The 14,537-nt window shown below is 67.3% G+C and carries 16 protein-coding genes; 7 read left to right on the forward strand and 9 right to left on the reverse strand.

Translation table 11 applies throughout. The features are described from left to right. Positions 1-5: 5 nt before the first annotated feature. From EU800_RS15655 to EU800_RS15665, 3 genes are all read right to left on the reverse strand, one after another. Positions 6-248, reverse strand: coding sequence for a DUF4170 domain-containing protein (locus tag EU800_RS15655; RefSeq protein ID WP_129633969.1), 243 nt, complete (start codon positions 246-248; stop codon positions 6-8). A 99-nt stretch (positions 249-347) separates the two neighbouring features. Next, positions 348-1,124 (reverse strand): 3'(2'),5'-bisphosphate nucleotidase CysQ, encoded by a 777-nt coding sequence (locus EU800_RS15660; protein WP_129633970.1) that lies wholly within the window; start codon positions 1,122-1,124, stop codon positions 348-350. Next, a complete protein-coding gene (locus EU800_RS15665; RefSeq protein WP_129633971.1) occupies positions 1,111-2,457 on the reverse strand; it encodes a TldD/PmbA family protein in 1,347 nt (448 codons plus the stop codon). The genes EU800_RS15660 and EU800_RS15665 overlap by 14 nt, the downstream gene beginning before the upstream one ends. Before the next feature lie 141 nt (positions 2,458-2,598). Here EU800_RS15665 and EU800_RS15670 point away from each other — a divergent pair, with 141 nt between their 5' ends. The 3 genes from EU800_RS15670 to EU800_RS15680 all read left to right on the forward strand — a co-directional run bounded on the left by EU800_RS15670 (position 2,599) and on the right by EU800_RS15680 (position 6,562). Continuing rightward, positions 2,599-3,981, forward strand: a complete 1,383-nt coding sequence (locus EU800_RS15670; protein ID WP_129633972.1) for a trypsin-like peptidase domain-containing protein — start codon at positions 2,599-2,601, stop codon at positions 3,979-3,981. A 162-nt stretch (positions 3,982-4,143) separates the two neighbouring features. Beyond that, positions 4,144-4,686: a hypothetical protein gene (locus EU800_RS15675; protein WP_129633973.1), complete on the forward strand. Its 543-nt coding sequence runs from the start codon at positions 4,144-4,146 to the stop codon at positions 4,684-4,686. Between the two features lie 196 nt (positions 4,687-4,882). Then, a complete protein-coding gene (locus EU800_RS15680; protein WP_129633974.1) occupies positions 4,883-6,562 on the forward strand; it encodes an AarF/ABC1/UbiB kinase family protein in 1,680 nt (559 codons plus the stop codon). Between the two features lie 115 nt (positions 6,563-6,677). Here the strand turns inward: EU800_RS15680 and EU800_RS15685 are convergent, their stop codons facing one another. Continuing rightward, on the reverse strand, positions 6,678-8,195 hold the full coding sequence (locus tag EU800_RS15685) for a DUF2125 domain-containing protein (RefSeq protein WP_129633975.1): 1,518 nt from the start codon (positions 8,193-8,195) through the stop codon (positions 6,678-6,680). Between the two features lie 185 nt (positions 8,196-8,380). On the opposite strand from EU800_RS15685, the gene EU800_RS15690 reads away from it, so the two are divergent. Together EU800_RS15690 and EU800_RS15695 are read left to right on the forward strand one after the other, a co-directional pair. Then, positions 8,381-9,136: an SDR family oxidoreductase gene (locus EU800_RS15690; protein ID WP_129633976.1), complete on the forward strand. Its 756-nt coding sequence runs from the start codon at positions 8,381-8,383 to the stop codon at positions 9,134-9,136. Next, positions 9,133-9,762: an enoyl-CoA hydratase/isomerase family protein gene (locus tag EU800_RS15695; protein ID WP_129633977.1), complete on the forward strand. Its 630-nt coding sequence runs from the start codon at positions 9,133-9,135 to the stop codon at positions 9,760-9,762. Before EU800_RS15690 ends, EU800_RS15695 begins: the two co-directional genes overlap by 4 nt. 25 nt (positions 9,763-9,787) lie before the next feature. On the opposite strand, the gene mscL is transcribed toward EU800_RS15695, so the two are convergent. From mscL to EU800_RS15715, 4 genes are all read right to left on the reverse strand, one after another. Further along, the gene (gene mscL, locus EU800_RS15700) at positions 9,788-10,186 is read right to left on the reverse strand and encodes a large-conductance mechanosensitive channel protein MscL (protein ID WP_129633978.1); all 399 of its coding nucleotides are present in this window, start codon (positions 10,184-10,186) and stop codon (positions 9,788-9,790) included. An 88-nt stretch (positions 10,187-10,274) separates the two neighbouring features. Then, positions 10,275-10,574 (reverse strand): HNH endonuclease, encoded by a 300-nt coding sequence (locus EU800_RS15705; RefSeq protein WP_242500596.1) that lies wholly within the window; start codon positions 10,572-10,574, stop codon positions 10,275-10,277. After that, complete coding sequence (locus EU800_RS15710) at positions 10,571-11,716, reverse strand: TIGR03862 family flavoprotein (protein ID WP_242500600.1); 1,146 nt, start codon at positions 11,714-11,716, stop codon at positions 10,571-10,573. The genes EU800_RS15705 and EU800_RS15710 overlap by 4 nt, the downstream gene beginning before the upstream one ends. Before the next feature lie 234 nt (positions 11,717-11,950). Further along, the gene (locus EU800_RS15715; protein WP_129633981.1) at positions 11,951-12,454 is read right to left on the reverse strand and encodes a hypothetical protein; all 504 of its coding nucleotides are present in this window, start codon (positions 12,452-12,454) and stop codon (positions 11,951-11,953) included. Between the two features lie 179 nt (positions 12,455-12,633). On the opposite strand from EU800_RS15715, the gene EU800_RS15720 reads away from it, so the two are divergent. Next, positions 12,634-12,927, forward strand: coding sequence for a hypothetical protein (locus EU800_RS15720; RefSeq protein WP_129633982.1), 294 nt, complete (start codon positions 12,634-12,636; stop codon positions 12,925-12,927). Further along, complete coding sequence (locus tag EU800_RS15725; RefSeq protein WP_129633983.1) at positions 12,899-13,603, forward strand: hypothetical protein; 705 nt, start codon at positions 12,899-12,901, stop codon at positions 13,601-13,603. The genes EU800_RS15720 and EU800_RS15725 overlap by 29 nt, the downstream gene beginning before the upstream one ends. Positions 13,604-13,722: 119 nt before the next feature. On the opposite strand, the gene EU800_RS15730 is transcribed toward EU800_RS15725, so the two are convergent. Beyond that, complete coding sequence (locus EU800_RS15730; RefSeq protein WP_165354689.1) at positions 13,723-14,364, reverse strand: hypothetical protein; 642 nt, start codon at positions 14,362-14,364, stop codon at positions 13,723-13,725. Positions 14,365-14,537: the final 173 nt, after the last annotated feature.

A 14,537-nucleotide genomic window follows, 5' to 3' on the forward strand; every position in this document is an offset into this window, starting at 1 on the left:
TGGCCTCAGCCGAGTTCCTCGGTGGTCGATGCCTCCTGCTCCTCGTCGCGCAGCCGGTGCAGATGCGCGATATAATAGCGCATATGGGCGTTGTCGACGGTGCGCTGCGCATGCTCCTTCCAGGCGTCATGCGCGGACTTGTAGTCGGGGAACATGCCGACGATGTGGATGTCGTCGACATTCTTGAAGGCGTTCTTCGACGGATCGACCAACTCGCCGCCGAAGACGAGATGCAAGCGCTGGACCATGCGGATCCTCCTTCCGAATTTATGCCGCACCGTAGCGAGATGCAACGGTGCGTCAAGGCAGGGCCTGCGGCACGCGCACCCGGGCCGGATGCATCCGGCTCAGACCCTAAGCCGCGACAGGATCTCGGCATGCACGCCGGGCGTTGCACAGACCACGCCGGCCGCGAGGCGCGCCGCGCTGTTGAAGGCGATCGGCCGGCCGTGGCGGTCGCTCACACGCGCGCCCGATTCCGCGGCGATCAGCGCGCCTGCGGCGATGTCCCACTCCCAGCTGTCGCGCAGCACCAGCATGCCGTCGAACCGCCCTTCCCCGACCAGCGCAAGACGGTAGGCGAGAGAGGAACGGAAATGCCGTTTGACGTCGGGCGAGCCGCCCTTCCAGAACCGCGCGTCGAAAGCCGGGTGGGCGGCGAGGATGTCGGCACCTTCGAAGCCTTGCCGAGGGCTGGCTGCGATCGGGGTGCCGTTGAACCGCGCCCCCTCGCCCGCCGCGGCGGTATAGAGCTTGCCCAGCATGGGCAGGTAGACCACCGCCGCAACCGGCTTGCCGCCGTCGACCACCGCCAGCGAATGCGACCAGGTTTTCTGGCCGTCCACGAAAGCCCGCGTGCCGTCGATCGGATCGATCACGAAGATGCGCGCGCGGGAGCGTCGGTCTGGCCCCTCGCCGCTCTCCTCGGAGAGCCAGCCGTAGTCCGGCCGCGCGCGCATGAGCCGCTCCTGAAGCATGGCGTCCACCTCGAGGTCCGCTTCGGTCACCGGCCCCTGTCCGTCCGCCTTTTCCCAGCTCGGCGAGCGCCTCGCGAAATGCCGCCGGGCGATCTCGCCGGCTGCCTCCGCGGCCTCGATCAGAAGCGCGAGGTCACTCTCCGGCAATCGTCAGCCCCTCGACCAGGAGCGACGGCACGACCCGGCTCAGATGCGGTCGCGCGTCGTTGGCCGGCACCAGGCTTTTCAGCATGTCGCGCAGATTCCCGGCGATGGTGCATTCGTTGACCGGATATGTGATCTCACCATTTTCGACCCAGAACCCCGCCGCGCCGCGCGAGTAGTCGCCGGTGGTCGGGTTGATCGTGGCACCGATCATCGAGGTCACCAGGAGGCCGGTGCCGCTGTCGCCAAGCAAAGCAGCGCGGTCCGCATCGCCCTGGGTGAGCGCCACATTGGTCACGGTCGGCGACGGCGGCGCCGAGGTGCCGCGGGCGGCGTTGGCGGTGCTCTCAAGGCCCAGCCTGCGGGCGGTCGCGATGTCGAGAACCCAGCGTTGCAGAACGCCGTCGGCAACGATGGCGCTGGTCTGCGTCGGCAGTCCCTCTGCATCGAAGGGCCGTGACGCCGGACTGCGCATGCGCAGCGGCTCCTCGGTCAGCGAGATCCCGGCCGGAAGCACCGCCTCTCCCATCGCGCCGCGAAGCCAGGAGCTGCCGCGCACGATGGCGCTGCCATTGATGGCCGCCAGCAGATGCGCGATCAGCGAGGACGAGATCCGCTCGTCGAAGACTACCGGGAAAGCGCCGGTCGGCGGCTTGCGCGCGCCGAGCCGCGCCACCGTACGCTCGCCGGCAATGCGCCCGATCGTCTCCGGGCTATCGAGATCGGCGCGAAAGACACGGGAATCCCCGTAATGATCGCGTTCCATGCCGGTCCCCTGGCCGGCGATCGCCACGGAATAGAGGCTCGACTCACTGCGTTCGTAGCCGCCCGCGAAGCCTGCCGAGGTCGCGATATGCACCCGGCGGCGGCCATAGCCCGCTCCGACCGCATCGACCCGGGTGATGCCCTCGACCGCGACAGTGGCCGCCTCGGTCTCCCGCGCCGCTTGTTCCAGCGCTGCCGGCGCCGGCTCGTCCTCGGGCTCGGCGAGCTCCAGCGCTGCCGCGTCCCGGTCCGCGGCGAATTCTCCTGGCTGTGCCTGTGCCACGCCCGGATCCTCCGGCGCCTCCCGCGCCATCGCCACGGCGCGCGCGGCCATCTCTGCGAAGGTGGCCGGCGAGGTGTCGGAGGACGAGACGCAGGCCTGCCGTTGCCCCAGCATCACCCGGAGCCCGACATCCACCGCCTCCGAGCGCTCCGCCTGTTCCAGCGCCCCGCCGCGCACTTCGATCGAGAGCGACGTTCCGTCCACCGCCATCGCGTCGGCGGCATCCGCGCCGGCCGCGCGAGCCGCGTCCAAGAGCGCCTGGGTCAGGGTTTCGAGCGTCCGGTCCATTGCGTTCCTCGTGCCTGGTCGTCCCCGACGAGCTAGGCGGTAATGCCGCCCGGTGCAAGCGCCACGGGGTTGACGCTCCCGCAGGCCCGCACATATCTGAGCCAAATCACCGAAAATCCCGCAGAAAAGGCATCGATCCAAATGCGTGTATCCGGTCTCTTTCTCGCCCTCGCCCTCGCTCTGGCACCCGTCGCACATGCCCAGCAGCGCGTGCCCGTCAGCCAGGCTGAGCTGCAGCTCTCCTTCGCACCTGTCGTGCGCAAGACAGCGCCAGCTGTGGTCAATATCTATGCGAGCTGGGTCACCGAGCGACGCGCAAGCCCGTTTGCCAACGACCCCTTCTTCTCGCAGTTCTTCGACGGTTTCACCCAGGCGACGCCTCGGGTGCAGAACTCGCTCGGTTCCGGCGTGATCGTCGATGCGGGCGGAATCGTCGTTTCGAACTACCACGTGGTCCAGGAGGCCCGCGACATCCGCGTCGTGCTTGCGGACCGGCGAGAATTTGCGGGCGAGGTGCTTCTGAGCGACCGCGAGGCAGACATCGCGGTGATCCGCCTCGAGGACGCCGAGGGGCTCCCGGCGCTCGACTTCGCCGATTCTGACTTAGCGCAGGTCGGAGACCTCGTCCTTGCCATCGGAAACCCCTTCGGCGTCGGCCAGACCGTCTCCTCCGGCATCGTCTCGGCTACAGCCCGGACCGGAGCGGCCACCCGCCAGAGCTCGGGCTATTTCCTGCAGACCGACGCCCCGATCAATCCAGGCAATTCCGGCGGCGCGCTGGTCGACATGCAGGGCCGGCTGGTCGGCCTGAACACCTCCATCCTCACCCGGTCCGGCGGCTCCAACGGGATCGGCTTCGCCATTCCGGCGAATCTCGTCGCGCAATATGTGGACCAGGCGAAGGCCGGAAACGACCGCTTCCAGCGACCCTGGTCGGGCCTCTCGGTGCAAGAGGTCGATGGCGGCATCGCCCATGCGCTCGGCCAGCAGGTGCCGGCCGGCGTTCTGGTGAGCGACCTGCATCCGGAGAGCCCGTTCGCCCGCGCCGGGATCCGGACCGGCGACGTGATCCTCGCCATCGACGGCTTTGCGGTGAACGCCGCCGATGCGCTCGACTACCGGCTCGTAACCCTCGGCATCGGCACTGAGGCAGAGGTCGACCTGCTGCGCGACGGCGCTCAGCAACGGGTGCGCGTCGCGCTTGCAGAGGCACCCGGCGGCGACGCCACTCCGGTGCAGATCGGCGGTCGGTCGCTCCTCGCCGGTCTCGTCGTCGCCGATGTCACGCCGCGGCTGATCGAGGAAATGGACCTGCCGATGAGCACCTCAGGGGTGATCGTGCTGCGCAGCGAAGGTCCCTCGGTTCGTCTCGGGCTCCGGCCGGGAGACGTGATCCGCAGCCTCAACGGCGACGCCTTCGAGGACGCGGCCTCCCTGCAGCGCGAGTTGCGCGGCGGCGCGCGCCTCCGGGAAATGGAGTTCAGCCGCGGCGAGCAGATCCTCCGCCTGCGCCTGCACGGCTGAGTTTCTCACGGGAAAAAGACGCGACCAAACGGCCGGAAATGATTCTTTAACCTCGTGCATGCACAAGGAGGCCACGGCCGTTCCTGGTCTCGATCCCGTGTGCGCGCCGCGTCGGCGGTATGGTCGGCCGGGAAACCGTGCTTCTCTGCCTGGGAGAGCGAGATGTTGAAGTTGTTCCTGACCGCCCTGTTTCTGGTTCCCGGCCTCGCCGGTGGCGCCTCCGCCGCGGCGGTCGACCTGCCGGCCGGCTGGTTGATCCACATCGACGATGCGCAGCGGGTCCGCCACGACGACCTGCTCGGCGCCTGGCCCGGTTACCCAGAGGACGCGAAGGTGGCAGTCGGAAGCGTGTCGGAGCGGCACGCCTCCGCAAACGTCCGCCGCCGCGGCCGGGATTTCCCGAATACGATCCCGGACGTTGTCGATTTTCAGTTCCTCTTCGATGGCGCGGGCTTCCCTGGTCTGCATGGCCGGGGCTACCCGGCCGCGATCCTGCGCATGTTCGGCGAGGTGCCGCCGGGGCTGCGCGGTTTTGGTTTCCATCTCTGGCTTATTGGTGGCGGCAATGGCTGGGAGTTCGGAAATGGCCGTGGAACCGAGCCCGCACAGCCGCAACTCACCCAGGTCTCCCTGCCGACGACGGCCTCGCTCCTCGCGGCCGGTCTGGTCCTACTCGCCGGTATCCGGCGCCGACGGGAACGCTGACACCGGGACGCGGGGTCGGGTCCAGCATCGCGTTGCCGGCGGCACGCACCCCGGCTTCCACGGCCGACCAGTTGCACGACCCGATCTGCGCATTCCGCTTGCGGGTGGCATGGACCACGCCGCCCGGCTGATCTAACAAGCGCGGGACAATCGCGCCCGCTCGGCTCCCGGGCGCCCGGACCGCAGGAGACCTCCCGTGCCAGTTGCCCCCGGCTCCCCGAGCGAATTGCGCCGCCTGACGGAACTCTCGTCGATCCTCATCCGCTACGGCTTCGGTGATTTCCTGCGCTATGCCGGCATCGACCAGATCGTCGAAAAGGCCGGCGAGATCCTGCATCGCAAGTCGCCGGGCGAGGCCGAAGACGCACCGGCGCCGGTCCGGATGCGCAAAGCGCTCGAGGACATGGGACCGACCTTCATCAAGCTCGGACAGATCCTTTCGACCCGCGTCGACCTGCTCTCGCCGGACTTCATTCTCGAGCTCGAAAAGCTCAGGGACCATGTCCCAACCCTGCCTTTCGAGGACCTCGTGGTCGAGGTCGAGGCGGAGCTCGGCCGCCCGATCCGGGAGGTCTTCGAGCGCATCGACAGCGTCGCGCTTGCCGCCGGATCAATCGCCCAGACCCACCGCGCCCGGCTCAAGACGGGCGAGGAGGTCGTCGTCAAGATCCGTCGCCCCGGCATCCGCGGCGTGATCGACGCTGATTTGCGGCTGCTCACCCGCATCGCCCGCTTCGCCGCACGCCGCTTCGAGGACATCGCGCGGCTCCACCCCGAGGCGATCATCCGCGAGTTTGCCAACTCGATCCATACCGAGCTCGATTTCGCTATCGAAGGCCGCAATGCCGAGACGATCGCAAAGAGCTTTGAAGACGATCCGACGATCGGCACGCCGAAAGTGTTCTGGGACTGGACCAGCGAGAAGATGAACGTCCAGGCGTTCATCGACGGCGTGCCGGGAAGCGACCGCGCCGCGGTCGACGCCGGTGGCTTCGACCAGAAGGCGATCGCGCTGCGCGGCGCCAACGCCGTGCTCAAGATGATGTTCGAGGACCGCTTCTTCCACGCCGACCCACATCCGGGCAATGTCTTCTACCTGCCCGGGAACCGGCTCGTTTTCATCGATTTCGGCATGGTCGGCCAGCTCTCGCGGCAACGGCGCGACGAGATGGTGGACCTGCTCCATGGCATGGTCGAGCGGCGCGCCGACCGGGTGACCGAGATCCTGCTGACCTGGGCCGATGCCGACGAACGGCAGAACCTGGCGCTGGAGAGCCGTATCGACGCCTTCATCGACCGCGTCCACGGTGTCGCGCTCGACCGGCTCGACATTGCCTCGCTGACCCGCGACCTGTTCTCTGCGATGCGTGACCACGACCTCGCGCTGCCGTCGGACCTCACGCTGATGGCCAAGGCCTTTGCCTCGCTCGACGGGATGGGCCGCCAGCTCGACCCGGAGTTCGACATGGTGGCGGTCGCCGAACCCTTCCTGCACCGCCAGATGTTGGGTCGCTATGCGCCCGATCGGCTGGCCCGAAAGGCGCGCGAGGGCGCCGCGGAAGGCGTCGAGCTGATCACCGGCCTGCCGCGGGATCTCCGCAAGCTCCTGCAGATGGCACAGCGTGGCCGCCTCAGACTCGGCGTCGACGTGGTGCAGATGGAGCACTATCTCGACCGGTTCGACCGGTCGATCACCCGCCTCACCATCGCCATCGTCACGGCGGCGTTGATCATGGGATCATCGATCGTCATGAGTTTTTCCGGCGCGAAGATGCCGATCGGCCTCTCGGTCTTCGCCGTGACGGGCTTTCTCGCCTCGGTGCTCAGCGGCTTCTGGCTGATCTATTCGAGCTGGCGCAGCGGCGGACGTCGCTGAAGCCGGTCACGGGCCTCGACTCGGCAGGATGAAGGACCGTCGATTGCGACTGCGGCAGTGCAATCCTGTGGCCGACCCGCGTACGGGCCGGCCGTCCTGAAAATTGGCGACCGCCTCAGAACGGCATCGGCGCGCCGTTGATCAGCACCTTGCCGCTGCCGTCGACGGCGATCTCGGAGAGCAACTCGTCCGGCCCGCTGCCCGGCTTGGCGAACATGCCGGTCATCATCCGCACCATCATCACCTGGTCCTCGGGCACGAGGCCCATCTGGGTGAGCTTTTCGAGCAGCGCATTGCCGCCGACCAGGCGGAGATTTGCGCTGCCTTCGGGGCGCGGCATTCCGTCGAAGGTCTGCATGTCCGAATTGTCGAGCGCGAACGCACCGGAGCCGGTCAGCTCGGCGCCGGCGAGGGCCAGCTTCAGCTCGCGGACCTCGATCGATTCGACCGCGCCCGGCGCCGCACCGGACGTCTCGGTCGCCATCATCGCTTCCTCGTCGAAGATGTCGATCGACCAACGGCCGGTGCCCGCGAGGTCGACGATCAGCGTCGCCGGATCGCGCGGCAGCACACCGGCGGGGTCGAAGAGCGACCAGATCTCCTCGCCGATCTCGAGACCTTCGAGCGCGGTGCGCAAGACGAAGGGCGCGGCGGTGTCGCTCTGCAGGACCGGCATCCTGAAGGTGGTGGCGGCGCTTGCGAGCTTGGCGGTTACCTGCGGGAACGGAATCTCGCTCCCCGAAAGGGCAAAATCGAGCCCCTCGTAGCCAACGTCATAGAGCATCCCCTCGGCATCGAGGCCGAAACCGATGGAGCCGCCGGTCAGCGAGCCCGCCATCTTCGTCGCAACACCGTTATCGTTGAAGTCGAAATCAAAGGTCGTCGCGCCATATTCCGCCACCCCCTCGACATCGAATCCGGCGGCCAGCATCGTCGCCATCTCCTCGGGATCGGCACCGTCCATGCCCTTGGCCACCGAGCTCGAGGTCAGCCCCGCGATCGCGGCATTGACCTTGGCCTCGCCGTTGCCCTCGGGATCCTTCGCATTGACCATGACGGTCACCGCAGCGGCCTCGAAGGAAGATTCGACCGGGGCGCCGGGCTCGGACTTCACCGCGTAGCGCCCGGTGCTGTCGGTCAGAGCGACCTCGAGCTGCATCGGGAAGTCCTGGTCGTCGATCTTGATCTCGGCGACCTTCACCAGCAACGCCGGAGCCGAGTATTCGAGTTGCGTTCCGCCATCGGCATCCGAGGCCACCATTTCGAGACCCGGCTGCTCGACCGTGACGGTGACATCGACCTTTTCACCGCTCGCGCTGTCGGTCCCGTCGACCGTGAGCGGGAAGCTCTCCGACATGGTGATCGCGACCGTCCCGTCCCCCTGTTCGGCAAAGACGACCTCGCCGATCGTCGCAGCGATCCGGGCATCGTCCATGTCAGCCGACATGGTCACGTTGCGGACGGTCAGCTTGCCGTCCATGGTCTCCTCGCCATCATTTGTCAGTGTCTGGCCGTAGCTCGACGCGGCCTCCTGCCAGCTCTGCCAGGCTTCCTGCGCCGTTAGGCTCCAACCGATACCGGGAGCAGAGATCAGGGCTGCGGCCGAAACGCCGCCTAAAATCCACGCATTCATCTGGAAACATCCTTCCTTTGCAAACCCTCGCCCGGACTTTCGGCCACCGGCCCCTACCGGGTCAAGGGAAATGGCCGGCGGGGCGACGTTCGACAGGACTTTGACAGCGGCAATCGGGAATGGCTAAAGGAGAACGAACCATCGGGAATGGCTAAAGGAGAACGAACCATTCGAAGGGGGACGCGATGACCGATTTGACCGGCAAGGTGGTGATCATCACCGGCGCGAGCCGCGGAATTGGCGCGGCAGCGGCGCGGGCCTTCGCGCTGGCCGGCGCCAATGTGTCGCTGCTGGCGCGTGGCCGCGACGACCTGACCGGGCTTGCCGGCGAGATCGGCGAGGCGGCGCTGGCAATCCCCTGTGAAGTCAGCCGCTTCTGGGAGGTCGAGGCCGCGGTGGCGGCGACCCGCGAGGCGTTCGGACGTGTCGACGTGCTGGTCAACAGCGCCGGCGTGATCGAGCCGATCGTGCATCTGGCCGAGGCTGACCCGGACCGCTGGGGCCAGACGATCGATGTCAATCTCAAGGGCGTCTTCCACGGCATGCGCGCAGTGCTGCCGGTGATGCTCGCGCAGGGCGGCGGCACGGTGCTGACGATCAGTTCGGGTGCCGCGCATGGCCCCGTCGAGGCCTGGAGCGCCTATTGCGCCTCCAAGGCTGGCGCGGCGATGCTGACCCGTTCGCTCGACAAGGAATACGCACCGGCCGGCATCCGCGCCATGGGCCTGTCGCCGGGCACCGTGGCGACCGACATGCAGCGCGAAATCAAGGCCAGCGGCATCAACCCGGTGAGCAAGCTGGAATGGACCGACCACATCCCGCCCGAATGGCCGGCGCAGGCGCTGCTCTGGATGTGTTCGGTGGATGCCGACGAGTTCAAGGGCCAGGAGATCTCGCTGCGCGACGAACAGATCCGGCGGCGCGTGGGGCTGGAGGAATGATCGAGATCCTGCGCGAAACCCGCGGCGCGGCGAATGTCTGGACGCTCCGCCTCAACCGCCCCGAAAAGGCCAACTCGCTGACACGCGAGATGCTGCGCGCAATCGAGACGGCTGCGGCAGAGGCAGAGCAGGCCGGTGTCGCGGCGCTGGTGCTGACCGGCGAGGGAAAGGTGTTTTCCGCCGGCGCCGATCTCGAGGAGGCGCGTGCGGGACTGGCAACCGACGGTATCTGGGAGCGCGTGTCGTCCCGTATCGCCGGGCTGCCCTGCCTGACCATCGCCGCACTCAACGGCACGCTGGCAGGCGGCGCCTTTGGCATGGCGCTGGCCTGCGACCTCCGGATTGCCGTGCCGGAGGCAAAATTCTTCTATCCGGTGATGAAGCTCGGCTTCCTGCCGCAGCCCTCCGACCCGGCGCGCATGGCAGCGCTGATCGGCCCGGCGCGGACGCGGATGATCCTCATGGCGAGCCAGAAGATCGACGCGGAAACGGCGCTCGACTGGGGGCTCGTCGACCGGTTGGTGGAAGCGGAGGCGATGGAGGCGACGCTCGCCGAACTCACCGAGGCGGTGTCGGCCGCGCCGCCGGAGATCCGCAAGGGGATCAAGGGGATGATCCCGGGCTGACGCCCGGGATCGATGCCCGCCGGTGTCAGCCGCGCGCTTGCAGCGCGTCGCGAATCTCGATCAGGATGTCCTTTTCGGTCGGCTCTGGCGCGGCCTCCGGCTCTGGCTCTTTTTCCTCGGCGAACATGTCCTTCGCCCGGTTGACCGCCTTGACCAGCAGGAAGACGACCCAGGCGACGATCAGGAAATTGATCACCGCCATGATGAAACTGCCATAGGCAAAGACAGCGGCGTCCTCGCCCGAGCCGATCGTCACGCCGAGCCCGGAGAGGTCGACCCCGCCGGTGAAGAGCCCGATCAGCGGGTTGATGAGGTCCTCGACAAGCGAGGTAACGATGGCCGTGAAGGCGGCGCCGATGATGATGCCGACGGCCATGTCCATGACGTTGCCGCGGGCGATGAAGGTTCTGAATTCACCGAGCATTTCGGGGTCTCCGGATGGGGATGCGGTTCTGGTTTCCGGACTGTATAGCGCCAGTTGGCCGTCGCGTCTCGCAGGAGTTTGCCTCGTATCAGCGCCGCTGCCGCCGCGGACCGGGCGTTCGAGCATGAAAGGCCGGCGGGCGTTTCGCCACCCACCGGATGAATTTCGCCAGCTTCGGGTGCGCCCGCAGCGCCTCGATTGTGGCGTGATCCCGCGCAAGCTCGGTCTCGCTCAGCGTGGCGTGGATCTCGTTGTGACAGATCTGGTGCAGCAGCACGGTCGGCCCGCCCTTTCCACCGCGCAGCTTCGGCACCAGGTGGTGCAGGCTTTGCGGTGCCTCGGGCGGGATCGGACGGTCGCAGAGCGGGCAGATGGGATCGTCGGTCACCCTGGGCCGCCTTGCGCCAGCCACGCGTCTGCGCCCTGCCCGGCCCATCGCCCGGTGGCGAGACAGGCGGTCAGGAGGTAGCCGCCGGTCGGCGCCTCCCAGTCGAGCATCTCGCCGGCGGCAAAGGTGCCCGGCCGGCATTTCAGCATCAGCTGCGCATCGACCGCGTCTTGCCGAACTCCACCCGCCACCGAGATCGCTTCGTCGAGCGGCCGTGGCCCGGCATGGCGCAGCGGCAGAGCCTTTAGCAGGGCGGCGAGTGCCGGCCCCTCCGGCAGCGGTCCACCGAACTCCCGAAGGAGCGCCAGCTTCACCGGATCGAGTCGCAGCGCCCGGCGCAGGTAGTTGCTCAGGGAGAGCTTGCCGCGCGGCCGGGCGAGGCGCTCTGCGAGTTTCGCGGGGCTCCAGTCCGGCAGGAGATCGATCCAGATCGGAACGCCTTCGCGCGCCGGGCGGCTCACCGCGTAGATTCCGCTGCCCTCGAGACCGCGCCGCGACAGAACGAATTCGCCCCGGTGCACCTGACCGTCCGCCAGCAGCGCGACGCTCTTAACCGGCATTCCGAAATGCTGCTCCATGTGGCGCGACCAGTCGACCCTGAGCCCGACATTGGCCGGCGCGAACGGGTCGAGCCCCGCGCCTGCGGCGGCCAGAAGCGGCGCCCAGGCCCCGTCCGAGCCGAGCCGCGCCCAGCTCGCCCCTCCCATCGCCAGAACCGTCGCATGAGGGGAAACGCGCCGCGCACCTCCGGGCGTCTCGAAGAGGCAGTCCGCGCCGTCCCAGCCCTGCCAGCGCCAGCGGCCATGCAGCGTGACCCCATATCCTTGGAGCCGCGCAAGCCAGGCGCGCAGAAGCGGTGATGCCTTCATTGCCACCGGAAAGACACGCCCGGCCGATCCGGTGAACACGTCCTGTCCGAGACCCCGCGCCCAGCCCTGCACCTCCTCGGGTCCGAACGCCTCCAGCATCGGCTCCAGCCAGTCGGCAGCCTCGGCATAGGCGCCCAGGAAGGTCTCGGCCGGCTCCGACTTGGTTAGGTTGAGCCCCGACTTTCCCGCCATCAGGACCTTGCGCCCCGGACTCGGCTTCGCCTCGGCGATGGTGACGCGGTGACCGGCTGCAGCGAGCGTCTCGGCGGCCATCAGCCCCGCCGGTCCGGCCCCAATCACCAACGCCTCCACGTTTTCCGTCACATCGCAGCCCGTTGCGGTTCTCCTTGCCTAATGCCGCCGTGGCGGCAGCTTCGCAAGACACCGGTGCGGCACCGTCCCGAAACGGCTTCGGGCGGCGACGAGCGTTTCCCGTCAGCCGCCCGGGGATTGGGGCAATCATCGTAGCCCTGTCCCCTGCCCGCCCCGAAAACGGAGGCGCGGGGTTCAACGGATAGCGTATCCCTCGCGCCGCAGGCAGTTCGCGCTCCAGCCGATCGCGGTGGCCCGCCGTCCTGGCAGGTCGACGCGGCGCTCGCAGCGATCCGGCAGCCAACCAGTGCGCACACCACTGTTCTCAAGGCATCGCTGCATCAGGACCTCCCGGTTGCCGCGGGAACCGGCGAGACGGCGAGTGCAATACTCCGGCAAGGCCCGCCGCGCGCGCTGCCCCCGATCCGGGCCATAGAAGCGCGGCTGTTCGACGTAGGCCGGCGCCTGTGCACGGCGGCGCGAGGTGGTCGGCTGACGTTCGCCCTGGAACACATTCTGCCAGTCGTTCCGGCTGCGTTCCCGCTCGTTCAGTGTAACTGCCGCCGCCGCGGCGAGCAGGCCGAGGCCGATGACGACAGGAACCATCTCGTCGCGGCTGCCGGCCAGGGCGGGCGTCGGCGCGAGGCTGGTGGCGGCGAGAGCAATCGAGAGGGTCGCGGCGGAGAGGGTCTTGAACATGAGGAACTCCTGTTATGGATCAGTCCGGAACCGGGGCGACCGCCGCCCGCGGCATTCGATGACCGATGCCTCGCCCGATCCTCCGAGATCGCTCAATATCGATGGCCTGCTATTCGATATCCGTCGCCCCGAAGCGCCTCGTTATTGAATTCTCTCCCCCGCGCGACCAATCTCGCGGCATGAAACGGACATCCTCCCTTGCCGCGCTCGCGGCCGCCCTCGCACTTCTCGCCGCGCCAGCCGCGGCCGAGTGTTTTGCCGACTACAAGGCCAAGCGTGACAACCCGCTGCGCCTGCATTACGGCACGATCCGCATCACCGGACCGGACTGTACCGAAGCGGCCGCCGCAGCCGAAATCGCGCCGCGGATTGCCGTCGACGGATGGAGCCTTCTGACCGTTCTGGGCGTCTTCGACGCCACAGGTCTCGCCGAGAGGAAACAGAGTGCCGGACCCTTCCACCTCCGTTACTGACGCCCGCCGGACCGGCACGCGCGCCCTGCTTGCCGGTGTCGCCGCCGTCGTCGGCATCCTGGCGCTTGCTGCAATCCTGCTCTTCTCCAACCTGCCGGATGCGGACGCGTTCAATGCCCGCGTCGAGCGGATCTTCGTGGAAAATGACAGCCTGACCTCGGGCGCAGAGATCAAGCTGCTGGAGATTCTCGCCGCGAGCGGCACGTCCTTTTCGGAGGTCCTGCAGAGCTACCGGGTGATCATCTTCATCCTTCTGGTCTTTGCCGCCGCTCTGTTGCTGGCGGCCCTCGGCCTGCTCGTTGCGGTCGTGTTGCTCAACCGGCGGATGGCCGAGATCGAGCGCAGGGGCATCCAGCTCAACGAACTCATCATCTCGCGCCAGCAGCGGGTCGTGCTGCTCAACAACATGGAGTTCCGCCTCACCGAAGCGGCGATCGAGACGCTTGCGGTTCTCGCCGAGGCGCGGATGGACGAAGAGGTTCTGACCGGCGCCGAGCTTGAGGCAGTGATCCAGGGCCGCCGCCCGGAGGACTGCGAGGAGGCGGCCGGGGCGACGCGGATCAAGCGATTGAGGGATTCGCTCGGCAACCAGATGGTGAGCGAACTGCTGGTGCGCAACATCGCTCGAAAGGGCTATTTCCTGTCGATCGACAAGGACGTCATCCGGATGGTGTGAGAGCGGACTGGCGCCGTGTTGGAGGCGGTTGGCGGGGCTATTCGGATCGCCTCTGGAAAGGCGCCCGCCCTGACCGAATGTTCATCCGGGGCGCATCAGATGCAAGATGCCGGAACGGATCAGGCCACCTTTCGGCGCGCCATCCCGCCCAGCACGCACAGACCGCCAAAGAGGAAGGCAACGCTTGTCGGCAACGGCACCTCGCCATGCACCGAGAAGAGACCGTCGGGGCCATTGTTATAGGTCTCGCCGTAAAGCGTCGTGCCATCTTCCAGGGTGAACGTACCATAGAGAAATGTGCTGGCCATCGCCACCTCGGTCCCCGGACTCAGCGTCGAGAGATCGTTGATGTCCGACATGAACGACCCCGGCGCCGGGCCACCGTTCCATCCTGTATCCGGGTCGTACCCCTCAGCGAAGAAGCCGACTCCTCCGGCACCCGAATACTCGAACGCGGAGAGGAAGATCTCCGAAGGAAGCAGGACGGTGGCACCGAAGATGCCCAGAGAGGCGGCTGTCACCGAGATCGATTGCGTCGCGAAACGCCCGACATTGGCCGCGGCCTCAAGGTCGGGCGTCGTGTCGTCGACGATGACATTGAAGATGATCCGGCCCGAGGGAACAGCGGCGTCTCCGTTCACCGAGAGGTCGAATCCGCCGGTGAAATCGAACTCCAGATCGAGAATGGCCGCTTCGGCCGACGGGACCAGTGCCAGGGCGATCGCGAGACTGGATGCCGTCAGTGCAAGATTCCTGGCCATAGGTCTCTCCGAAACTGCGCGAAATTCTGTGGAGCCACGGCTGATACCCTAGGTGTTTGATCCCACGGTTTGATGGTGCGATCCATTCGCTGGAATGGAAGGAAGCCCTATGGGACAGGTACGTCACGGCAGCGCCACGACCACGCACGCCATCCGAGCAGCAATACAGCGAT

The sequence above is a fragment of the Tropicimonas sp. IMCC6043 genome, assembly GCF_004146235.1.
Lineage (GTDB): Bacteria > Pseudomonadota > Alphaproteobacteria > Rhodobacterales > Rhodobacteraceae > Tropicimonas.